Origin of the sequence: Methylobacterium indicum (genome assembly GCF_017347565.1) — a bacterium.
GTDB classification, from domain to species: domain Bacteria; phylum Pseudomonadota; class Alphaproteobacteria; order Rhizobiales; family Beijerinckiaceae; genus Methylobacterium; species Methylobacterium indicum.
The window spans coordinates 4,492,904-4,514,902 of sequence record NZ_AP024145.1; the positions used below are offsets into that span (position 1 = coordinate 4,492,904).

Here is a 21,999-nt window from a genome sequence, read left to right on the forward strand (position 1 = left end):
CGTCCGGGAAAGGGGAGGGTGTCATGACGCGGGACTAAAGAGATGGTGAGGATCTAGGAGCTAACAAACCCCCATCGCCCCCGCCGCCTGGCCCGCGATGCGCCCGAGCGCCACCGCCGCCAGCAGCCCGTTGCCCGAGAGATACCCGCCCGGCCCCGTCCCCGAGACGCCGCAGGCCGCTCCGCCCGCCGCGAACAGGTTCGGGATCGCGGCGCCGCTCTTCGTGAGGACCCGCGCGTCGTCGTCGACCACGAGGCCGCCCTGGGTGTGAAACAGCGCCCCGGTGACCCGCACCGCCCGGAAAGGAGGCGTGAGCGCCGGCACGCCGGCGAAGGAGCGCCCGAAGGCATCCCGTCCCCCGTCGCGCTTCAGCGCCTCGACCTCGGCCAGGGTCGCCGCCAGGGCGTCCTCCGGCAGGTGCAGCCGCGCCGCCAGCTCGGCGATGGTCTCAGCCTCGACGATCGCCCCGGCGCTCTGGGCCTTCCGGAAATCCTCGAACTGGCGGGCGATGCCGGCGATGCGGGCGTCGAACACCGTCACGACGTGGCCGCCGGGCTGGCGCAGCACTTCCGCCGCCTGCTCGGAATAGCCCTTGCTCTCGTTCGAGAAGCGCCGCCCCTCCGCGTTCACCTGGAACCCGCCCTCGGTGACGGTCGCCCAGGTGATCAGGATGCCGTGCGGATGCGCCACCGAGCCGTGGCCCTGGTGGCCCGAGAGATGGCGGGTGGCGGCGCCCAAGGCCTCGCCCCAGAGCAGCGCGTCGCCCTGGTTGCCCTCATGGCCGAAATACAGCGCGCTCGACAGGTCCGGGACGTGCCGGGCCACCAGGGCCTTGTTGCCGCCATAGCCGTTGCAGGCGAGCACGAGCGCCCGGCAGGCGACGCGCTCGCGCGAGCCGTCGGGCCGCACGAGGCCGAGGCCTCGAATCTCGCCGTCCTCGGCGTAGAGCGTGTCGACCGCGGCCTCGCACAGGATCGGGATACCCGCTTCCTCGACGGCGCGGGCGAGGCGGTCGACCAGTTCCTCGCCGGACCGGCTCGGCAGGCCGTGCATCCGGTTCGCCGAGTGGCCCGGATAGCGGAAGTCGGTGATGACCGAGAAGGGGAGGCCGTGGCGATCGGCGAGCCATTCGAGGGCTGGGCCCACGGCATTGGCGAGCCGCGCGACGAGGGCCGGATCGGGCTCGTCCTTGGCCTTCGCCATGATGTCGGCGGCAAACAAGGCCGGGCTGTCCTCCAGGCCGGCCTCTCGCTGCCAGCGGGTGCCGGGGGCCGGGACCAGCCCGGCCGAGAGGGCGGTGGAGCCGCGGGGCACGGGATCGCGCTCGATCACCAGAACCTCGGCCCCGGCCTCGTGCGCGGCCAGCGCCGCCACCAGCCCGGCGGCGCCGGCGCCGATCACCGCGACCGGGACCTCGATGTCGAAGGCGACTCCCTGGGCGGATTCGATCGTCATGCGGACAGCTCCGCCAGGATCTCCGCGACGGGCGCGACGCGGCAGACGGGTTTCAGGGCGTCGATCGCGGTCTGGTGCACGGCGGGCGAGAAGGCCGCGCAGGCATCCGACAGCACGGTCACGGAGAAGTCGCGGACATGGGCGTCGCGCACCGTCGAGGCGACGCCGCCATTGGTGACGATGCCCGAGACCAGCAGCCGCTCGATTCCCGCCTTGCGCAACACCCATTCGAGCCGGGTCATGTAGAAGGCCGAATAGGCGACCTTCTCGACCGTGAGGTCGGCGGGCTGAAGCTCGTCCACGAGCGCGTGGCCCCAGGCGCCGGGCAGAAAATCGCCCTTGCGCAGGAACGGCCGCAGCTCGCGCAGGTGGGGCGAGATCATCGGCTCGCCGCCCTTGCCCGGCACCAGCGTGAAGTGGGTCGAGACGATGAAGCCGCCGCGTGCCCGGATCAGCTCGGCCAGAGGCCAGACCGTGGCGGGCACTGCGGCGATCTCGGGCGCCGCCTGCCCCGCCCGGCCATAGGCGCCGTCCGGGTGCAGGAAGTCGTTCTGGAGATCGCAGATCAGCAGCGCGGTGCGCTCCATCGGGATCGGACCATGGCTCATGCGGGGGCTCCCGTGCGGGTGACGACCACGTTGCCGAGCCGGTCGACCCGCGCCGTCAGGTCGGGATCGACCACGGTGGTGGCGTCCGGCTGCTCCAGGATCGCCGGGCCGGGGATCTCGGCGCCGACGGGAAGCCCCAGGCGGGCATAGATTGTGGCCTCGTGCCAGGCGCCGGCAAACCAGACCGGCCGGCTGCCGGTGCGGGCGGCGTCCAGCGAGGCGTCGGCCCCCGGAGCGAGCGCAGCGAGGTCGAAATGCGGGCGCCGTCCGATTGCCGCGGTGCGCAGGTTGACGATCCGGGTGCCGAGGCCCGGCAGCAGGCGGCTGAACGAGGTGCGGTAGGCCGCCTCGAATGCCTGCTGGATGATCGCCGTGGTGATTCCGGTGGTGCCGTTCTCGACGGTCACCGGCAGGGCCACCGCCACGGTGTGGGTCTGGCCGACATAGTGCATGTCGAGCTCGAACACGGTGTCGATGCGCGAGACGGTGAGGCCGGCGGCCTCGACCACCTCCCGGGCGGCCTCCGCCTCCGCCACCATCCGCCGGTCGAGGGCGGCGGCGTCGAGGCCGGCCAGCGACAGGTTGAGGGTCTGGACCTGGTCGTGCCGGATATCGGCGATGACGCAGCCGAGCGCCGAGGTGACGCCCGGATAGCGCGGCACCAGCGCCCCGCGCAGACCCACATCCTTGATCAGCGCCCCGACATGCAGCGCCCCGCCGCCGCCGAACGGCACCGCGGCGAATTTCTGGGGGTCGTGCCCGCGCTCGATCGAGACGAGGCGGATCGCGCCGGCCATCTTGCCGTCGGCGACGCGCACGATGGCTTCCGCCGCCGCCATCACGTCGAGGCCGAGGGGACCTGCGACATGCTCCTGGATCGCGGCCTTCGCCGCCTCGACGTCGAGGCGCTTGAGCGCCCCGCCGATCGGCCGCTCGGCGTTGATCCGGCCGAGCACCACGTTGGCGTCGGTCAGCGTCGGGCGGGTATTGCCCTGGCCGTAGCAGACCGGGCCCGGCCGCGAGCCGGCGCTCTCCGGCCCGACCTGGAGCAGGCCGCCGGCATCGACATGGGCGATCGAGCCGCCGCCGGCCCCGATCGTGCTGATCTCGATCATCGGCGTGCGGATGACGAGGCCGAAATCGATGGTGGTCTGGGCCGCGAGCGCCGTCTCGCCCTCGACTACCAGCGACACGTCGAAGGAGGTGCCGCCGAGATCGCCCGTGATCACGTTCGGGAAGCCGGCCTCCTTGGCGATGGCCGCCGCCGCGATCACGCCGGCCGCCGGTCCCGACAGGGCGGTACGGACGGGCAGGCGCCGGGCGGTGGCGGTCGACATCACGCCGCCGTTGGACTGGACGATGTGGAAGCGGCCGGAAAAACCCTCCGATTCGAGCGCCCGGTCGAGCTTGCCGAGATAGCTGCCGACCACCGGCTGGAGGTAGGCGTTGAGTACCGTCGTCGAGGTGCGCTCGAATTCGCGGATCTCCGGCAGGATGCCCGACGAGCGCTCGACATTGGCGTTCGGCCACACGGCGGCGGCGGCCTCCAGCGCGACCCGCTCGTTCTCCGGGTTGGCGTAGGCGTTGACGAAGCAGATCGCCAGGGCCTCGGCGCCGTTGGCGATCAGGGCGCGGGCGGCCTCGACCACCTGATCGGCGTTCACCGCCTCCCGGATCGTGCCGTCGGCGAGCGTCCGCTCGTCGACCTCCAGCCGTAGGTCGCGGTCGACAACCGGGACGAAATCGCCCCACAGGCCCCAGGTGTGGCGCCGGTCGCGGCGGCGCATCTCCAGCACGTCGCGGAAGCCGCGGGTGGTGATGAGGCCGATCCGGGCGCCCTTGCGCTCCAGGAGCGCGTTGGTGCCGACCGTGGTGCCGTGAACGATCGAGGCGAGGCCGGCGACCGGCCCAAAACCTTTCAGGCCGGCGAGGAAGCCCACCGCCTCGTCGCCGCGGTTCGACGGGACCTTGCCGGTCTGGAAGCGGCCGGCGGCCTCGTCGTAGTAGAAGAGATCGGTGAAGGTGCCGCCGACATCGACGCCGACGATGGCATGGGGGGTCATTGCTCGTCTCCGGTCGTCAGGGCGTAGTCGCGGGCGGCGGCTTCCGGGGTCACGTAGCCGAGGCGCAGGTCGCGTTGCAGGGACTGGCGGTTCCGCTCGGCCGGGTGGCCGAATCCGCCGCCGCCGGGGGTCTCGAGCCGCACCCGCTCGCCGGCCTTGATGCGAACATCCGTCACCTTGGAGACCATCGGCGGGCTCGCCCAGCCATCCGGCGTCTGCCAGCCGAAGCGGTTGAGCGCCGCGGAATGCCCGCCCTTGACGCCGAACGGCGCCACCTTGCCGCGCTCGCCGAGGAGGAACACGTCGGCATCGGTCAGGGTCTCGATCTCGTAGACCGCGCCCAAGCCCCCGCGATGGGCGCCGGCCCCGGCGCTGTCGGGCCGCAGACCCCACTGGGTGAAGACCACCGGATAGGCGGCCTCCAGGATCTCGACCGGGGGAATCGTCGCGGTCGAGATCGGGTTGTTGGCGTGGCTCAAGCCGTCGCTCTCGGGATTGCCGCCGAGGCCCCCGCCGAAGAACGAGAACATCACCCAGCGCGAGCCGTCGGCCCGGTGGCCGGCGAGCGAGAGCGCGTTGATGGTGCCGAAGGGGGCGGCGGTGGCGCGATCCGGGTCGGCCTCGGCGAGCGCACCCAGCACCACGCCGATCAGCCGCAGGATCGTCTCGGTGTAGCCGGCCATGGGCTTCGGGGCCCCGGCGCCCAGCAAAGTCGTCTCCGGCACCGTGAAGGTGATCGGCCGCAGGCAGCCGGCATTCGCCGGCACCTCGGTGAAGACGTGCTTCAGGGCGACGTAGCAGGCCGCGACCGTGGTGGCGTGCGAGATGTTGATCGGGCCTTGAGCCGGCGCCGAGGAGCGCGAGAAGTCGAGCGTCATCGCATCGCCCGCGATGGTCAGGTCGAGGGCGATGGTCAGCGGCTCGTCGGTGATGCCGTCATTGTCGAGCACGTCCAAGAAGCCGTAATGGCCGTCCGGCAGCGCCCGGATCGCGGCGCGCATCAGGGCCTCGGCCCGGTCGGAGAAGGCCGCGAATGCCGCATCCACGGTCGCATCGCCGTACTCGTCGAGCAGAGCGATGAACCGGCGCTCGCCGAGATCGAGGGCGTTGAGCTGGCCGTTGAGGTCGCCCCAGTTCGAGGTCGGCACGCGGGTGTTGGCGGCCAGGATGTCGACGATGTCCTGGTTCAGGCGCCCGGCGGAGAACAGCTTCACCGGCGGGAAGCGCACGCCCTCCTGGAAGCTCTCGGTGGCCTTCGGGTTGTAGCCGCCCGGCACGTTGCCGCCGATGTCGAGCCAGTGGCCGACCGAGGCGAGCCAGCAGAACAGGTGTCCATCGCGAAACACCGGCCGGACCAGACGGAAGTCGTTGAGATGGGTGCCACCGCTATAGGGGTCGTTGAACAGGAAGGTGTCGCCGGGCACCAACCCGCCCTCGCGCTCGACCTTGGCGATGACCGCCTTCACCGCGAACGCCATGGCGCCGACGAAGATCGGCAGACCCTTGGTGCCCTGGACCAGGGTGTCGCCGGTGGTGGCGTGGTAGAGGCCGTGGCAGGCGTCGCGGGCCTCGGCGATGATCGGGTTGAAGGCCGAGCGGTAGAGCGTCGCGTCCATCTCGTCGGCGATCTGCTCGAGGCGGCCCTTCAGCACCGCCAGGGTGACGGGATCGATCGGATTCATTGTCCCGCTCCTTCATAGGCGCGGCCGCGGGCCAGCATCTCGGGCGTGCCGATGAGCGCGTTCAATTCGCCGAAATCGAACATCCGGTCGGCGAACGGCGTGTTGGTGCCGGCCTTGGCGAGCGAGCCGTAATAGGCCTGGGCGGTGCGGGCGAGCGCCCGCACGATCCCACCGGGGAAGATCACGAGGCGAAACCCGATCGCGCCGAGATCGGCGGCCGAGGCCAGCGGCGTGTCGCCGCCCTCGACCATGTTGGCGAGCAGCGGGCGGGTGTGGCCGAGGGCCTTCGTCACCTCGGCGAGCTGGTTGGCCGAGCGGGGGGCTTCGACGAACAGCACGTCGGCGCCGGCCTCCGCATAGGCTTGCGCCCGCTCGATGGCGCGCTCGAACCCTTCGACCGCCACCGCGTCGGTACGGGCGACGATCAGGGTCTCGGCGCTCACACGGGCGTCGAGCGCCGCCTTGATCTTGCCGACCATCTCGGTCTGGCCGATCAAGGTCTTGTCCTGGAGGTGGCCGCAGCGCTTGGGGTAGCTCTGGTCCTCGAGCTGGATCGCGCTGGCGCCGGCCCGCTCGAACAGCCGCACGGTGCGCTCGACGTTGAGCGCGTTGCCGTAGCCGTTATCGGCATCGACCACGAGGGGCGTCGCCACCCGGTCGCGCACCAGCGTGATCGTCTCGGCGACCTCGGTCATCGCGACGAGGCCGATATCGGGCCGGCCCAGCCGCGTATAGGCGATGGCCGCGCCCGAGAGGTACAGGGCCTCGAATCCCGCATCCGTGGCGAGCGAGGCCGTGAGGGCGTCGTAGACGCCCGGAGCGACGAGGACGCGGTCCTCGGCGAGGCGGGACTTCAGGGACATGACGCGGGGTGTTCCTCGTTCGGTTTCATCGCGTTTGCGGGGTGCGCATGTCTCCTCTCCCCGCGGGCGGGGAGAGGGCTGTGTTCCCGTTCAGGGAACGCAGCGAGGCGGCAGCCGAGGGTGAGGGGGTGTTGCCGGAGATGGCTCTTCCGTCGCCTCCCCCTCACCCTCGCTCCGGCTTTCGCCTGCGCTCGCTTCATCGACGACAAGGTCGATGAAGCCCTCTCCCCGCCCGCGGGGAGAGGAGAAATCCTGTGCTTTTCTGGTGTGTGCTTGAGCTTGAGTTTGGCGTCGATAGACGCCGCTTCAAGTGTCTCATCTCATCAGTGTGTTATTGTGCTGTACTGGCAGAAGCTCACGCCGCCAGCCCCAGCAACGCCCCAACCCCCTCCGCCTTGTCGATCCCCGCCACCGCGCGGATGAGGTCCTCGCTCCGCTCCGCCCCCCAGACCGGCCCGGCGAGCGCCCGGAACTTCTCCCGCACGTCGTCGGCGGAGTACGGGTCCTCGGTGTCGCCGCGGTTGGTGAGCGCCTTGGCCGAGAGCTTGCGGCCGTCGGCCAGCGTCAGCGTGACCTTGGCCGGGCGCAAGGACGGCAGCTGCGCCGTCATGCCGGGGTCCTCCTGCACCATCACCCGGCGAGCCAGCGACAGGATGCGCCGGTCGGCCCGCGCCTCGTCCCGGAAGGCGTCGGTGTTCGCCTCGCCCCGCACCAGTGCCGCCGCCAGGGCGAAGGGCAGGGAGAACTTCGCCGCCAGCATCGTCTCGGGGGCCGGGTGGTCGAGCTGCGCCGCCCAGACATAGGTCGCGACCTCGACCGATCGCACGGAATCCGGGTCGATCGGCCCGGATTCGGCCCGGATCTGCGCCAGGGCGTCGAGGGCGCCGTGGGTGTAGCGGCAGGCGGCGTGGCGCTTGAAGTAGTTGCGGGCGATCTCCCAGCGGGTGCCCAGCTCCTCCACCATCGCGTCGGCCGAGAAGTCGTCGGCGAGGATGCCGCCATAGACGGTGCCGATGCCGTCGCGTTCGGGCAGGAAGCCGCTCTCGGCGAGGTCCCAGGCGGTGAGCCCGAGCTGGTTGGAGAGGCCCGCATAGACGTTGCGGACGGTCGCCCCCTCCAGCATCGTGCGCCGGCTGGTGCTCAGACCCAGCGACGAGGCGAGCCCGATCGCCCGGCCGATCGTCGCGGCATCGGCCCGATGGAGCTTCGCCACCGCGAGCGCGGCGCCGACCGTGCCCCAGGTGCCGTGCGGGTGCATCGTCACCCGCAGCTTCGAGGCGATGCCGATCCGCGCGCCGATCTCGTAGCTGAGGACCAGCGCCGCGATCAGGTCGGCGCCCGAGGCCTTCGTCTCCTGCGCGGCGGCGAGGGCGGCGGGAACGACGTGGATCGCCGGGTGGCCGCGGGCGTACTGGTTGCCCTCGTCGAGCTCCAGCGTCGTGCCCGCCGCGCCGTTGACCAAGGCCGCGTCGCGGGGATCGAGCGTGAGGCCGCTGCCGATCGCCGGCGCCCGGCCCCAGCGGCGGGCGGCCAGCCGCTCGGCGAGCGCCCGGCATTCCGGCTCGCGCATCCCGGCGGCGATGACGCCGAGGGAATCGAGGAGAACGAGGCGGGCGCGGTCGATCGCCGCCTCGGGCAAGTCGGAGAAGCGGAGATCCGCCGCGAAGGCGGTCCAGCGCCCGAGCCAGGCGGGGGCGGGCTCGGCCATCAGCGTGGTGGCCGGCACGATGCCCGGGGTGACGATGCCCATGGCTCAGAGCCCCAGATAGGCGCGGCGCAGGGCCGGGTCGGCGGCGAGCGTCGCGGCGTCGCCTTCGAGCGCGACGGTGCCGTTCTCCAGGATGTAGGCGCGGGTCGCGAGATCCAGCGACTGCACCACGTTCTGTTCCACCAGCATGATCGGCAGTCCTTCCTGGTTGAGGGTCCGGACGAGCGTGAACATCTCCTCGACGAGGAGCGGCGAGAGCCCGAGCGAGGGCTCGTCGAGGATGAGGAGGCGGGGTTCCGCCATCAGGCCGCGGCCGATGGCGAGCATCTGCTGCTCGCCGCCCGAGAGGGTGCCGGCGGCCTGGGCCGCCCGCTCGCGCAGCCGCGGGAAGGTGGCAAAGACCCGCTCGATGTTTTGCGCGCGCCGCGCCCGGCCGCGGCGGTAGCTGCCGAGCACCAGGTTCTCGCGCACGCTCAAGTTCGGGAAGATCTTGCGGCCTTCCGGGACGTGGATCAGCCCGGCCTCGACGATCGCGGCGGCCGAGGCGTTGGTGATCGCCTGGCCGTCGAAACGGATCGTGCCGGTCCGCGCCGAGACGACCCCGGACAGGACCTTGTTCAGCGTCGTCTTGCCGACGCCGTTGGCGCCGAGCACCGCGACGATCTCGCCCGGCTGCACGGAGAGGTCGAGGCCGCGCAGGACCTCGGTGGCGCCGTAGCCGGCGCGAAGGCCCGAGATCTCAAGCATCGACGGCCTCCTCGGCTTTCATGCGGGCGGCCGCGCCCTTGCCGAGATAGGCCTCGATCACCTGGGGATCGGCGCAGACCTGCCGCGGCGGCCCCGAGGCGATCATCCGGCCTTGCGCGAGGACGAAAACCTCCTCGCACAGGGTCATCACCGCCTGCATGATGTGCTCGATCATCAGGATGGTGACGCCGCCGTCGCGGATGGAGCGCACCACCGGCAGGATGCCGCGGATCTCCGACGGGTTGAGGCCCGCCAGCACCTCGTCGAGGAGGAGGAGGCGCGGCTCGGTGGCGAGCGCCCGGGCCACCTCCAGGCGCTTGCGCCCGGCGACCGTGAGGTCGGATGCCGGCTTGTCGAGCTGGTCGCCGAGACCCACGCGGGTCCCGACCTCGCGGGCCTTGGCGACGGCATCGGCACGCTTCGGATGGCGCAGATAGGCGCCGACCGCGATGTTCTCGGCGACCGTCAGCCCGGCGAAGGGCTGGACGATCTGGAAGGTCCGGGCGATGCCGCGGCGCGCCCGCAGGTGCGGCGCCTCGGCGGTCACGTCCTGTCCCTCGAACAGTACCCGGCCCTCGCTCGGGGTGAGGAAGCCCGAGATCATCCCGAACAGGGTGGTCTTGCCGGCGCCGTTCGGGCCGATGAGCCCGGTGATCGAGCCCGCCGGTACGGCGAGCGAGGCGTGATCGACCGCAACGAGGCCCTGGAAGCGCTTGGTGAGAGAATCGACGGCGAGCATCGGATCAGGCTCCCACCGGGACGGCGCGCCCGTCGCGCGCCTTGCGCTTGCGGCGCAGGCCGAGGAGGCCCCGCGGCGCGAAGGCGATGACGGCGATCAGGCAGGCGCCGAACACCACGAGGTCGACCCCCGGGACGCCGCCGGCGAGGTGCTTGGTGATCTCGCCGAGGCCCTGCAGGGCGAGCGCCCCGACGAGCGGCCCGAAGGCGGTGCCGATGCCGCCGACGATCGGCGCCAAAAGCGCCTCGACGGAGATCCAGGTGCCGTAGGCCACGCCCGCATCGAGGTAGAGGAAGGACTGGACGTAGAGCCCGCCCGCCGCACCGGTGATCGCCGCCGAGAGCGCGATGGCGCGCAGCTTGACCGCGAGGGCGTCGACCCCGAGCGCCCGGGCCGCCTCCTCGTTCTCGCGCACGGCGATGAGGTGGGCGCCGAAGCGCGAGCGCTCGAGCCAGCGCGAGATCAGGAGCGCCACGCCCACGAAGGCGAGGACGAGGAGGTAGAACAGCTTGCGGTCGGCAAATTGCAGGGTCGCGAGGCCCGGCCGCAGGGGCAGGAGCAGGCCGGCCGCTCCGCCGGTGAAGTCCGCCGCATTCGCCAGGATGCGGAAGACTTCCGCGAAGGCGAGCGTCACGAGCGCGAAGTAGGAGCCGCGAAGCCCCGCCCGGAAGCTCAGGTAGCCGATGGCGAGGCCGACGAGCGCGCCGAGCCCGATCCCCGCCCCGAGCGCCCCCCAGGCGTTCCAGCCGAGCTTCATCTGCAGGATCGCGGTGGCGTAGGCGCCGGTGCCGAAGAAGGCGGCATGCCCGAAGGAATACTGGCCGCCGAAGCCGCCGAGCACGTTCCAGCCAAGCCCCGCGAGCGCGATGATCAGCGTCGTGACGAGGAAGTTGAGGACGCTGCCCGATAGCCCGAGGAAGGGCAGGGCGGCGAGCACGCCTAAGACGAGGACCAGGGGCAGGAGGTCGCGGGCGCTCATGCGCGGGCTCCGAACAGGCCGGCCGGCCGCACCAGCAGCACCAGGATGAAGATCAGGAAGATGCCGATCTGCCCGAGGCTGTCGCCGAGCAGCAGCCCGGAAAAGCTTTCGACCACGCCGATGATCAGGCCGCCGACGAGGGCGCCGGCGATCGACCCCATCCCGCCCAGCACCACGATGGTGAAGGCGACGAGCACGAAGGCGGCGCCCGAGCGCGGATTGACGTAGTAGGTCGGCATCAACAGGCAGGCGGCGACGGCGAGGCACGCGCAGCCGAGCCCGAAGGTCACGGCGTAGACGTGGTCGACCTCGATGCCGACGAGGCGGGCGCCGAGTTTTTCCCGCGCCACCGCCCGGATCGCCCGCCCGGTATCGGTGCGGTTGAGGAGGAGCCAGAGCAGGCCGGTCACCGCCAGGGCCGCCACGAAGCCGATCACCCGCGGCGTCGAGAGCAGGAGGGGCCCGAGTTCGATCACCTGGAGCGCGGCGTCGGAATCGAGCGCCCGCGTGTCGGAGGTGAACAGGGCCAGAAGCCCGTTCTCCAAGACGATCGACAGGCCCAGCGTGACCAGCAGCACGTTGTTGTCGTTGCCGTGGCTCGCCGGTCCGATGACGAAGCGCTGCAACCCGTAGCCGAGACCGAACATCAGCGGCACGATCGCGATCATCGCCACATAGGGATCGACATGGACCAGCGCGAAGGCGCCCCAGACCGTGAACATCGCGACGGTGAGGAGCGCCCCGTGGGCGAAGTTGATGATGTGCAGCACCCCGTAGACCAGGGTCAGCCCGAGGGCGATGAGGGCGTAGACCGCCCCCGTCATCAGGCCGTTGAGGGCCGCCTCGATCAGGATCTGGGGCGCGTACATCGTCACGCCTTGAGCGGGAAGTTGGCCTTGGCCTCGGCGAAGGCCTCCGGGGCGATCACCTTGACGTCGCCGCCCTGGACCTGGGTGTTGAGCGGGAGCGCCGAGGTGTTCTGGCCGGTGTCGAACTTCGACTGGCCGTAGGGCATCACGCCGCTGCCAAAGCTCTGGGTGGACAGCGCTTCGATGATCTTCTGGCGATCGGGCGCGCCGGCCTTCTCGATCGCCTCGGCCATCAGGCGGACGGCGGAGTAGTTCATCGGCACGTTGTAGGCGAAGGCCCGGCCCGCGGCTTCCGTGCGCTTGCGCAATTCGGCGGTCAGCGGGTTCTTCGGATCGGGCCAGTGGTTGCAATCCATCACGCCCTCGGCCGCCTGCGGGAACTCCTTGACGAAGCGCAGGGACGAGGCGCCGCCGCCGAGGATCGCGTAGATGCCCTTCGGCCGGACCCGCTGCTGGAGCATGGTGCGGGCGAGCAGCACGAACTCGCCGTAGTAGTTCGAGGGAATCACCAGGTCGGGCTGGAGCGAGCGGATCCGCAGGACGACGTTCGCCATGTCGCGGGCCGGGCTCGGATGGGCGATGGTCTCGAGGATCTCGAAGCCGAGCTTGGGCAATTCCGTCTGGAGCAGCTTGGCGAGGCCGGAGCCGAACAACCCGTCCTCGTGCACGATGACGACGGTACGGGCCGGCTTGCCGGCGGCGTCGTTGAGCGCGACGAGGCGCTCCAGGGCGTTCTTCGTCACCATGCCGAAGCTCGGCGAGAACCGGAACGTGTTCTTGAGGCCGCGCTTGGTCAGCTGGTCGGCGACGCCGACATCGATCAGGTAGGGCAGGTCGTAGCGCGAGGCCGCCTGGCTCGCGGTGGCGCAGAGTCCGCTGCCGAAGCCGCCGACGATCGCCGCCACGCCCTCGCCGTTCAGGCGCTCGGTCTCCTGCGCCGCCGTCTCGGGGTTCGAGCGGCTGTCGGCGAAGACGATCTCGAGCTTGGCGCCGCCCAGGGCCTTCAGGCCGCCGGCCGCGTTGATGTCCTGGACCGCCAGTTCCGCGCCGAGCTTGCCGAGATCGCCGTCATTGGCGAGGGCGCCGGTGACCGGCTGGATGATGCCGAGCTTCACGGCGGCGCCCTGCGCCCGCAGGATCGCGGGCATCGCCACGAGGGACGTCGCGGCAAGGCCGGTGCGCAGGACGGCGCGGCGGGACGGAGCGAGGATCGAGGTCACGGGGCGGGCCTCCTGTGGGCGGGACGGCGGGTGGATTCGGATTTGGCCGGACGCGGGATCGCCGGCGTCCAGCGCCGCTCGCCGGCATCGCCGGTGCGCACCAGATCCATCTGGAAGGCGTAGCGGTCGGGCCGGTAGAGGGCGTGCAGATGCTCGACGCCGCGTGCGGAGGGGTCGAACACCACGCGGGTCAGTTCGATCAGCGCCGAGCCGACTTCGAGGTCGAGGGCGCCCGCCACTTCGGGGCCGGCCAGCGTCGCGCCGATCGCCTGGGTCGCCCGGTCGGCGACGACGCCGGAGCGCTCCATCAGCGAGAGGAGCGGCGTCGCCGCGAGATCGGCCTCCGAGTAGGACAGGCCGACCCGCTCGGGGACGTGGGTGGTGAGGTAGGAGAAGGGCTGACCGTCGATCAGCCGCACCCGCACCGAGCGTTGCACCCGCTCGCCGGGCTCCAGCAGCAACGCCTCGGCGATGCCGGCGGGCGCCGCCACGTACTCGAAGGACAGGAGCCGCACGCCGGTGGCGCGCCCCATGGCGATCAGCCCGGAGAGCAGGTTCGGGAGGTCGGCCACCACCGGCCGGGGGCCGGCCGGTGCCTGCACGAAGGTGCCCGAGCCCGGCCGCCGGCGCACCAGTCCCTCGCCGGCCAAGAGGTCGAGGGCGCGCCGCACGGTCACCCGGGCGAGGCCGTGATCGGCGGCGAGCACCGGCTCGCCCGGCAGCCGGGCGCCGTTCGGCAGCCGGCCGCTGGTGATCTGGTCGCGCAGCAGCAGGTAGAGCCGGCGCGCCTTGTGGGGTTCGATCGCGGAGGTCACGGGGCCATCCCTGGCTCGTGGCTTGCTTGGTGGCGGCCGGCTCGAACCGGCGACGCACTCACCTGTCCGATTATGCAGACAGGTTGCTGTCCGTCAATTGGGACAGGTATGCGGGGAATGCACGCATCCACACCCGTCGCATCGGCGCGGGGCCTCGCGCGACCGGCGGGCCGCCGGCCCGCGCCTAACGGTGACGTAGGGGGAGCGCGACGCCGCGGCGCCTCGCCTCGCACCGGCCGCGCCTGTAGACCGGGGCCGCCGCGACGCCACCCACGATCCTGCCCGTGCCGCCACACCCCACCGACCCCGCCACGCTGAGCGCTCAGCTCGAGGAGAGCGCGCATCTGCTCGAACTCGCCGTCGAGGCGGCGGATCTCGGCCTGTGGTGGCTGAGCCTGGAGGCCGACACCCTCAAGGGCTCGCCGCGCTGCCGGCGCATCATCGGCTTTCCGAGCGAGGCGCCGCTGACCTATCGGCAGTGGCTCGGGATGCTGCATCCCGACGACCGGGACGAGAATCATCGCCTGGTGCAAGCGGCGTTCGATCCCCGGGGGGAGGGGGCCTACCGCACCTCCTACCGGCTGCTGCGGCCGGACGGGCGCATCGTCTGGATCGCCGCCATGGGCCAGGTCGAGTTCGTCGGGGAGGGCCCGGCGCGCCGCGGCCTCCAGCTCGTCGGCACGTTCCGCGACATCACGGCGGCCCGGCAGGCCGAGGAGGCGCGCGCCCTGCTGACGCGCGAGCTGAGCCACCGGATCAAGAACATCTTCGCGGTCGTCACCAGCATGGTCGCGCTGAGCGCCCGGGACCACCCGGAGGCCAAGCCCTACGCAAGCGACCTGCGCGAGCGGATCGACGCCCTGTCGCGCGCCCACGACTACGTGCGTCCCCACCTGAACGAGGACGGGGCGGGCGGCGGCACGACGACGATCCAGGGCCTGCTCGACGGGCTCCTGGCGCCCTACCGGGCGGCGGGGTCCGAGCGCATCCGGATCCGCTGCGCCGAGACCGCGATCGGCGAGCGCGCCGCGACGGCGCTGGCCCTGATCGTCCACGAGCAGGCCACGAACGCCATCAAGTACGGGGCGCTCGCCGTGCCCGAGGGCATCGTGCAGATCGACGGCACGCGCGACGGCGACACCTATCGCCTGCGCTGGCGGGAAGAGGGCGGCCGGCCGATCGCCCGTGCCCCCGACCGGCAGGGTTTCGGCACGGTGCTGGCCGCCCGCAGCGCGCGCGACCAGCTCGGCGGCAGCATCACGTATGACTGGGCGGCCACGGGGCTGGTCATCGACATCGGCATCCCGGTCGAGACCCTGACGGGCTGAGCGGACGAAGCTTGGCACGCTGATCGCTCCGCGGTCCGACGACCGGGTCGATCGGATGCCGCGCGGTCGGCGCTCTCCGTGTTGCTCCGGGGCCGCGGAGCGGAGCCCGGACTGACCGTGAGGGCAGGACGACCTTATCGATCAGGTCGAACAGCAGGCTCCGGACGATCGGCGCCGGGGCCGGTCGTGTCGCGAGGCCTGCAACCGCCCTCGTGAGAGCCGTTCTCGTCCGGCCGCGGGATCCGTGGGGACGCCGTTGCGGGTCGGAGGCGGACAATACTGGGCGAGGGTTCGCTCGCGGAAGGCCATCGGGCCCGGCGGGATCGCCCGGCCTGATGACCGGCTCACGGCAGAGCCGTTATCTCCCGTTAAATCAGGGGCATGCCGCTTGGTCAGCGCTCGTGATGCTTCTGATTGCAAGTGAAATGATCTCGAAAAATTCGAAAATACGGCTTTTTCTCCCTATGAATCGCCTATCGGGCCAGCGCGACAATCTACGATCGGCTTTTTTCGCCTGAGGGCTGGGTCCGCATTGCAGCTTGACCGGAGGTTTGCCGCGGGGCCGCAGCTTCATGAGGATTGAGACCGGGCGAAAACATCGCGGTCCGGGGCCAACCCGCGGATCACCACAGCTTTAACAGCGCGATTAACGTATGTGAAACCTCCGTGCGATCAAATCAATTTCAGGTTGATCAACTCGGGGTTGCTCATGCCGGCATTACGCTCCCTCGTGGCCGCGTTCGCGCGGCAGCGATCGGGCTCGGCCGCGGTCGAATTCGCGATCGTGGCGCCCGTCCTTCTCGCCATCCTGTTGGGAATCATCGCCTTCGGGAGTTATCTCGGTGCCGCGCATTCCCTGCAGAACGCGGCCAGCGAATCCGCCCGGGCGGCCGTCGCGGGTCTGGATCCGGCCGAGCGGGTTGCGCTCGCGACCTCGGCGGCACAACGTAGTGTTGTTGCGAGTACGATTCTGCGGCCCGATGCCGTCACCATCGAGGCGAAGCCGGATACCGGCGACCCGGACATCTTCACCGTCACGCTGCGCTACGACCTCAAGACGACGCTGCTCAACGTCTTCCCCCGGTCGGTGCCGCTGCCCCAGACCCTCTCGCGCTCCGCGAGTATCCGGAGGGGCGGGCTATGAGAGGGTGGCCCGTGAAGGACCGGCTCGGCCGGCTGGGATCCGACGAGGCGGGCTCGATCCTGCCGCTGGTCGCGGTGGTGTTGGCGATGCTGTGCGGCATCGCCGGCCTCGGGGTCGATCTCGGCCTCGTCTATCTCGAGAAGCGCCGCATCCAGTCGGCGGTCGATCTCGCCGCCCTCGCGGCGGCCCGGGCCAGCGACGGCGCCGCTGCGGCGACGCGGGCGCTCGTCGACAACGGCTACCGCATCCCCGACGACGTCACGGTCACCCCGGGTACCTACGTGCCGGACCGCGCGATCCCGGCCGCGAGCCGCTTCACCCCGGGTTCGAGCGCCCCCAACGCCATCCGAATCCGGCTCGCCAACACGGTGAGGACCGCCTTCACGCGGATCGTCGGCGGTCCGTCGAGCTTCGTCGTCTCCGGCGATGCGACGGCCCGGCGGGCCGAGCTCGCCGCGTTCGGCATCGGCTCGCGTCTCGTCGGCTTGGATGCCGGTATCGCCAACGCGCTGCTGTCGCGCCTCTTGGGCACCACCGTGTCGCTCTCGCTCATGGATTACCGGGCGCTCGCCGCCCTGCGGGTCGATGCCCTGGGCTTCCTGCGCGGCGCGGCGCCCCGGATCGGTCTTCAGGCCGTGACCTACGACGACGTGCTGAAGGGCAGCCTGCGCCTGTCGGACTTCGTGGCCCTGCTCGGCCAGGCCTCCGAGCCGGCGAGCGGGAGCGCCGCCGCTCGCGCGAGCCTCAACGCCCTGACCGCCGCCCTGAGCGGGACCGGGACCTCGGTCCGCCTCGCGGGCCTGCTGACGGCGGGCGAGATCGGGTCGTCCCCGGTGGCGCAGACCGGAGAGGCCCTCTGGGTCAACGCCCTCGACATGATCGGCGGGGCGGCCTTCCTGGCCAATGGCGGCCGGCAGGTCGGGCTCGACCTCGGCACCGCCGTGCCGGGCCTCCTGCGCGCGTCGGTCTCGCTGCGCACCGGGGATGCCTGGCGCACCTCCGGCTTCACCGGGATCGGCGGCAGCCTGAGCACGGCCCAGCAGCGCATCCTCGTCGAGCTGTGGATCCCCGGACCGGTCGGCCTCGTGGATCTCTACCTGCCGATCGCGATCGAGCTGGCGCCCGCGCGCGCCGTGCTGCGCTCGGTCGTCTGCCCGTGGAACGCCAGCAACGAGCGCACCGCGACCCTCGACGTCACCACCGGCATCGCGGCGCTCTCGATCGGCGCGATTCCGGCGAACGCCCTCGACCTCGGAACCCCGCGTCCCGCTCCCACGCCGGTGACGATCCTGAAGGCGCCGCTCCTCTCCGTCACGGGCGTCTCGGCGGTGCAGCTCGGCGCGTCGACCCGGTCCCTGACCTTTACCGACGACGACATCCGGACCGGGCGCATCCGGACGGTGTCGACCACGACGCTCGTCACCTCGGTGACCGCCTCGCTGCTCGCCAACCTCGACCTTCAGATCAACGGTCTGTCGCTGCCGGGCCTCATCGACCCGAAGGGCCTGGTCGCCACGGCGCTGGGCGCCGCGGCGGGGCCGATCGATGCCTTGCTGTTCTCGATCCTGGGCCTGGCGGGCGTGCAGCTCGGCGCCGCGGACGTGGCCGTCACCGGCACCCGGTGCGGCGGTGCCGTCCTGGTGCAGTGATGTCAAGAGCATCGACGCGGATAGCGGACAAGACCCGTCGGACCGACTTTCCGCCCGGACGAGAAATTCAGTAACGCGACCGTCGCGACGCTTTTCTGGATACCGCTCTTCCTCCCGCCACCCTTCGTCTTCGCCGTGCAGGGACGTCGCGCCCGCGCGAGCCCCGAATCACGTCCGTCTTCACCGAGGTCGTTCGATGTACCGCCCGATCGCCTGCCTGGTCGAACAGCACGCCGCCTGGGTCGTCCCGCTCGCCGGCCTGATCTGCTGGGTCTCGCTCCACACGGCCCTGCGCCTCAACCGGCACAGCCTCGACACGGTCGGGATGGGGCGCTGGGTCTGGCTCGTCGTGGCGAGCTTCTCGGCCGGGGCGGGGATCTGGTGCACCCACTTCATCGGAATGCTCGGCTACGATCCCGGCTTCACCATCGGCTATCGCCTCGACGGGACGCTCCTGTCGCTCGTGGCTTCCGTCCTCTCGGTGCTGGCCGCCTTCGGGGCGAGCCGTGCCCGCAACCGCGCAGTGGCCTCCCTCGGGGCCGGCCTGATCCTCGGCCTCGGCGTCGCAGCGATGCACGGCGTCGGAACTCTCAGCCTCCAGGTGCCCGGCACGCTCGCCTGGGACCAGCCGCTGGCGCTCGCCGCCGTCGCGGTCGGCTGCGCGCTCGCCACGGCGGGATTCGCGATCCATGGCGGTCCCGCCCGGCCGCACAGCCGCCTCGTCGTCGCCACCGTGCTCACGGCCTCGGTCGCCGCCATGCACTTCACCGCGATGGCCGCCCTGGTGATCGTGCCCGACCTGATGCCGGTCGAGACCGGGGCGATCCTGCCCCGCCTCGTGCTCGCCGCCAGCATCACGGCGGTGATGCTGAGCATCCTCGGCTTCGGCGTCCTGGCGCTCTTCGCCGACCGCACCCTGCGGGCCAACGCGGCCCTGCGGGCGAGCCAGACGGCGTTGCGCGTCAGCGAGGAGCGGCTGGCGCTCGCCGTCGATACCGACGGATTGTGGGACCTCACCCTGACGACCGGGGCGATGTGGCTGTCCGACCGCTGGCAGACGATGCTCGGCTACGCCCCCGGCGAGCTCGACGGCCGTATCGAGACCTGGCACGGCCTCGTCCATCCCGAGGATGCCGCGAAGGTCGTGCGGCTCCTCGACGACCACCTGACGGGACGGACGGCGGTCTTCGAGTGCGAGCATCGCCTGCGGCGCAAGGACGGCGCCTGGAGCTGGGTCGTCGCCCGCGGCAAGGTCGTCGGCCGCGACGGCGACGGGGCCGGGGAGCCCGGCCGCCCGGTCCGCATGGTCGGCCTCCAGGTCGACACGACGCTCCGGCGCGAGGCCGAGCGGCGGATCGCCCACATGGCCGTGCACGACGCCCTGACCGGGCTGCCGAACCGGGTACTCTTTCGCGAGCGCCTGAGCGAGCGGCTCGCGGGCGCATCGACCCGGCGCGGCAGCGTCGCGGTGCTGGCCTGCGACCTCGACCGCTTCAAGGCCGTCAACGACACCTACGGCCACCCGGCGGGCGACGCGCTCCTGAAGGTCATCGCCGACCGCCTGCGCGGCGTCGTGCGCAGCGCCGACACGATCGCGCGGCTCGGCGGCGACGAGTTCGCGATCATCCTGGACCGGATCGACGACCCGCGCTGCATCGACGGGATCGCGCAGCGCCTGATCGAGGCGGTGGAGCGGCCGGTCCCCCTCGGGGGCGTCGTGGCCGGGGTCGGGATCAGCATCGGCATCGCGGCCGCGGACGGCGAGACCGACGCCGACGACCTGTTCAAGAAGGCCGACATCGCGCTCTACCGGGCGAAGGCGGAAGGCCGCAACACGTTCCGTTACTACGTGCCCGGGATGAACGAGGCGATCACCCGCCGCGCCCGGCTCGAACGCGACCTCCACGCCGCCCTGGGCAGCGCCGGTGGGCTGGTGATGCACTACCAGCCGATCCTGCGGGGCGCGGACGGGGCGTTGTGCGGGTTCGAGGCGCTGATGCGCTGGCGCCATCCGGAGCTCGGGCTCGTCGCGCCGTCGCACTTCATCCCGCTCGCCGAGGAGACCGGCCAGATCGTGGCGCTCGGCGCCTTCGCCCTGCACGAGGCCTGCCGGGCCGCCGCGCGCTGGCCGGGGGACCTGCGGGTCGCCGTCAACGTCTCGGCCATCCAGCTGCGCCAGCCCGGCCTGGAGCAGACCGTGGTGGCGGCGCTCGCGGGGGCGCGCCTGCCGGCGGCGCGCCTCGAGATCGAGATCACCGAGAGCGTCCTCGTCGAGGACGACCCGGCCTCGCTCTCCTGCCTGCAGCGCCTCAAGGCGCTCGGGGTGCGCATCGCGCTCGACGATTTCGGCACCGGCTACTCGTCCCTGAGCTACCTGCGGCGCTTCCCCTTCGACCGCATCAAGATCGACCGCTCGTTCATCCGCGACATCGCCGATGCGGACACCGCGGCGATCGTCGGGGCCATCGTGGGGATGGCGGCGCATTTCGGGGCGACCGTGACCGCCGAGGGCGTCGAGACGCAGGATCAGTTCGAGGCGGTGCGCGCCCGGGCCTGCACGGAGGTCCAGGGCTACCTCTTCGGCCGTCCGGTCCCGGCCCGGGAGGTGGACGATCTGATCCGCCGCCAGGCTCCCCGTCCTGCCGGCCAGGCCGCGGCGTGACCCCGCCCGAGGGATGCCCTCGGTGGGCGAAGTGACGCGGGGTCGAGGCCGGCGACGACCCGCCCAACGGACCGGAAGCGCGCTATCGTTTCGTTCGGGCGCGATCGAAGCGTCCCACAGACGATCGGCCACCGGGGCATCCGGGGCGGTTCAGGGGAGTGACCGATGCGACGCCTCGTCCCGACGACGGCACTGGCCGCCTGCCTCGCCCTCCTCGGGACCGGCCCGGCCCCCGCCGAGCAGGACATGCTGCTCGGGGCCGACATGGCCTCTCCGGCGATGACCCGGGCCGAGATGACCCGGGCCGACGTCGAGGCGTTGATCGCCCGCGCCGCCGGCCGGCCGATCGATCTCTCCGACAAGGCTCTCTCCGGCCTCGATCTCTCGGGGCTCGACCTGCGGGGCGCGAACCTGCGCACCGCCCGGCTCAACAGGGTGAATCTGCGCGGCGCGGACCTCAGCGGCGCCAACCTCGAACAGGCCTGGATCATCAAGGCCGACCTGACCGGCGCGAAGCTCGTCGGCGCCCGGATGTTCGGCATCACCGCCCGGGAGGCGAACCTGACCGGGGCGGACCTCAGCCGCGCTGTGCCGATCGGGGACTTTCGCGGCGCGACCATGCGGGGCGCGACGCTCGTCGGCCTGCGTGGCGGGGCGGACCTGCGCAACCAGTCCATGGGCCTGATGCGGGCGGTGTTCGTCTCGGTGAACCTGTCCGGCGCGAACCTGACGGGGGCCGATCTCGGCCGGGCCCGGCTGGACTTCGCCAACCTCGCGGGCGCCGACCTCACCGACGTGGCGCTGACCGGCGCGGACCTGTCGGGGGCCGACCTCACCGGCGCGACGGTCGCGGGCGCCGACTTCCGCAGCGTCGATGTCGGCGGGGCGAAGCTCGTCGACCTCAAGGGCCAGGATCGCGCCCGGGACTGGGCGCAGCGCGTCAACGCCGACCGCGCCGTCCTGCGGCGGCCCGAGTGAGCCGGTGAGGCAAGGTCCCGCTCAGGTGCGCCAGGGATGCGCCGGCAACTCGGTGTCGCCGATGGCCCGGGCCCCGGCGAGCGCCACCGCGTCGTCGTTCTCGACCGACGAGCCCGATACGCCGATCGCACCGGACATCTCGCCGGTCTCGTCGACGATCGGGATGCCGCCCGGGAAGGTGATCAGCCCGTCATTCGAGTGCTCGATGCCGTAGAGCGGGCCGCCGGGCTGCGAGAGACCGCCGATCGCGCCGGTCTTCATGCCGAAGAACACCGCGGTCCTGGCCTTCTTGTGCGCGATGTCGATGGAGCCGACCCAGGCGCCGTCCATCCGGTGGAACGCCTTCAGGTTGCCGCCCGAATCGACGACGGCGATGCACATCTGCGTGCCGAGTTCGACCGCCTTCTCCCGCGCGGCGCGGATGGCGGTCTCGGCCTGCTCGATCGTCACATGCATGCGCGTCTCTCCCGGAAGCCCACCGTCCCCGACG

The 21,999-nt window shown here is 71.6% G+C and carries 18 protein-coding genes; 5 read left to right on the top strand and 13 right to left on the bottom strand.

Annotated features, from left to right (window positions below; translation table 11 throughout):
- Positions 1–60: 60 nt before the first annotated feature.
- The 12 genes from miv_RS20850 to miv_RS20905 all read right to left on the bottom strand — a co-directional run bounded on the left by miv_RS20850 (position 61) and on the right by miv_RS20905 (position 13,748).
- On the bottom strand, positions 61–1,455 hold the full coding sequence (locus miv_RS20850) for an FAD-dependent oxidoreductase (RefSeq protein ID WP_207178634.1): 1,395 nt from the start codon (positions 1,453–1,455) through the stop codon (positions 61–63).
- A complete protein-coding gene (locus miv_RS20855; protein WP_207178636.1) occupies positions 1,452–2,063 on the bottom strand; it encodes a cysteine hydrolase family protein in 612 nt (203 codons plus the stop codon). Before miv_RS20855 ends, miv_RS20850 begins: the two co-directional genes overlap by 4 nt.
- Positions 2,060–4,126 carry a hydantoinase/oxoprolinase family protein gene (locus miv_RS20860; protein ID WP_207178637.1) on the bottom strand — a complete coding sequence of 689 codons (2,067 nt, stop codon included), beginning with the start codon at positions 4,124–4,126 and terminating at the stop codon, positions 2,060–2,062. The genes miv_RS20855 and miv_RS20860 overlap by 4 nt, the downstream gene beginning before the upstream one ends.
- A complete protein-coding gene (locus miv_RS20865; RefSeq protein ID WP_207178638.1) occupies positions 4,123–5,808 on the bottom strand; it encodes a hydantoinase B/oxoprolinase family protein in 1,686 nt (561 codons plus the stop codon). The genes miv_RS20860 and miv_RS20865 overlap by 4 nt, the downstream gene beginning before the upstream one ends.
- Complete coding sequence (locus tag miv_RS20870; RefSeq protein ID WP_207178639.1) at positions 5,805–6,671, bottom strand: isocitrate lyase/PEP mutase family protein; 867 nt, start codon at positions 6,669–6,671, stop codon at positions 5,805–5,807. The genes miv_RS20865 and miv_RS20870 overlap by 4 nt, the downstream gene beginning before the upstream one ends.
- A gap of 355 nt (positions 6,672–7,026) precedes the next feature.
- Positions 7,027–8,421: an MmgE/PrpD family protein gene (locus miv_RS20875; RefSeq protein WP_207178640.1), complete on the bottom strand. Its 1,395-nt coding sequence runs from the start codon at positions 8,419–8,421 to the stop codon at positions 7,027–7,029.
- 3 nt (positions 8,422–8,424) lie between these two features.
- Positions 8,425–9,126 (bottom strand): ABC transporter ATP-binding protein, encoded by a 702-nt coding sequence (locus miv_RS20880; RefSeq protein WP_048426082.1) that lies wholly within the window; start codon positions 9,124–9,126, stop codon positions 8,425–8,427.
- A complete protein-coding gene (locus miv_RS20885; RefSeq protein WP_207178642.1) occupies positions 9,119–9,865 on the bottom strand; it encodes an ABC transporter ATP-binding protein in 747 nt (248 codons plus the stop codon). Before miv_RS20885 ends, miv_RS20880 begins: the two co-directional genes overlap by 8 nt.
- 4 nt (positions 9,866–9,869) lie before the next feature.
- Positions 9,870–10,844, bottom strand: a complete 975-nt coding sequence (locus miv_RS20890; protein WP_207178643.1) for a branched-chain amino acid ABC transporter permease — start codon at positions 10,842–10,844, stop codon at positions 9,870–9,872.
- On the bottom strand, positions 10,841–11,713 hold the full coding sequence (locus tag miv_RS20895) for a branched-chain amino acid ABC transporter permease (RefSeq protein WP_207178644.1): 873 nt from the start codon (positions 11,711–11,713) through the stop codon (positions 10,841–10,843). The genes miv_RS20890 and miv_RS20895 overlap by 4 nt, the downstream gene beginning before the upstream one ends.
- Before the next feature lie 2 nt (positions 11,714–11,715).
- Positions 11,716–12,933, bottom strand: coding sequence for an ABC transporter substrate-binding protein (locus miv_RS20900; protein ID WP_425312931.1), 1,218 nt, complete (start codon positions 12,931–12,933; stop codon positions 11,716–11,718).
- Positions 12,930–13,748 carry a GntR family transcriptional regulator gene (locus miv_RS20905; protein WP_207178645.1) on the bottom strand — a complete coding sequence of 273 codons (819 nt, stop codon included), beginning with the start codon at positions 13,746–13,748 and terminating at the stop codon, positions 12,930–12,932. Before miv_RS20905 ends, miv_RS20900 begins: the two co-directional genes overlap by 4 nt.
- A gap of 284 nt (positions 13,749–14,032) precedes the next feature.
- Here miv_RS20905 and miv_RS20910 point away from each other — a divergent pair, with 284 nt between their 5' ends.
- From miv_RS20910 to miv_RS20930, 5 genes are all read left to right on the top strand, one after another.
- The gene (locus miv_RS20910) at positions 14,033–15,076 is read left to right on the top strand and encodes a sensor histidine kinase (RefSeq protein ID WP_207178646.1); all 1,044 of its coding nucleotides are present in this window, start codon (positions 14,033–14,035) and stop codon (positions 15,074–15,076) included.
- 730 nt (positions 15,077–15,806) lie between these two features.
- Positions 15,807–16,220, top strand: coding sequence for a TadE/TadG family type IV pilus assembly protein (locus miv_RS20915; protein WP_165602083.1), 414 nt, complete (start codon positions 15,807–15,809; stop codon positions 16,218–16,220).
- Positions 16,217–17,869, top strand: coding sequence for a pilus assembly protein TadG-related protein (locus tag miv_RS20920; RefSeq protein ID WP_207178648.1), 1,653 nt, complete (start codon positions 16,217–16,219; stop codon positions 17,867–17,869). Before miv_RS20915 ends, miv_RS20920 begins: the two co-directional genes overlap by 4 nt.
- 196 nt (positions 17,870–18,065) lie before the next feature.
- Positions 18,066–20,531: a bifunctional diguanylate cyclase/phosphodiesterase gene (locus miv_RS20925; protein ID WP_048426089.1), complete on the top strand. Its 2,466-nt coding sequence runs from the start codon at positions 18,066–18,068 to the stop codon at positions 20,529–20,531.
- A 165-nt stretch (positions 20,532–20,696) separates the two neighbouring features.
- Entirely contained in the window at positions 20,697–21,509 is an 813-nt protein-coding gene (locus tag miv_RS20930; RefSeq protein WP_207178649.1) for a pentapeptide repeat-containing protein, read from the top strand.
- 21 nt (positions 21,510–21,530) lie between these two features.
- Here miv_RS20930 and miv_RS20935 read toward each other — a convergent pair whose 3' ends face one another.
- Positions 21,531–21,965 carry a GlcG/HbpS family heme-binding protein gene (locus tag miv_RS20935; protein WP_048426091.1) on the bottom strand — a complete coding sequence of 145 codons (435 nt, stop codon included), beginning with the start codon at positions 21,963–21,965 and terminating at the stop codon, positions 21,531–21,533.
- Positions 21,966–21,999 lie beyond the last annotated feature (34 nt).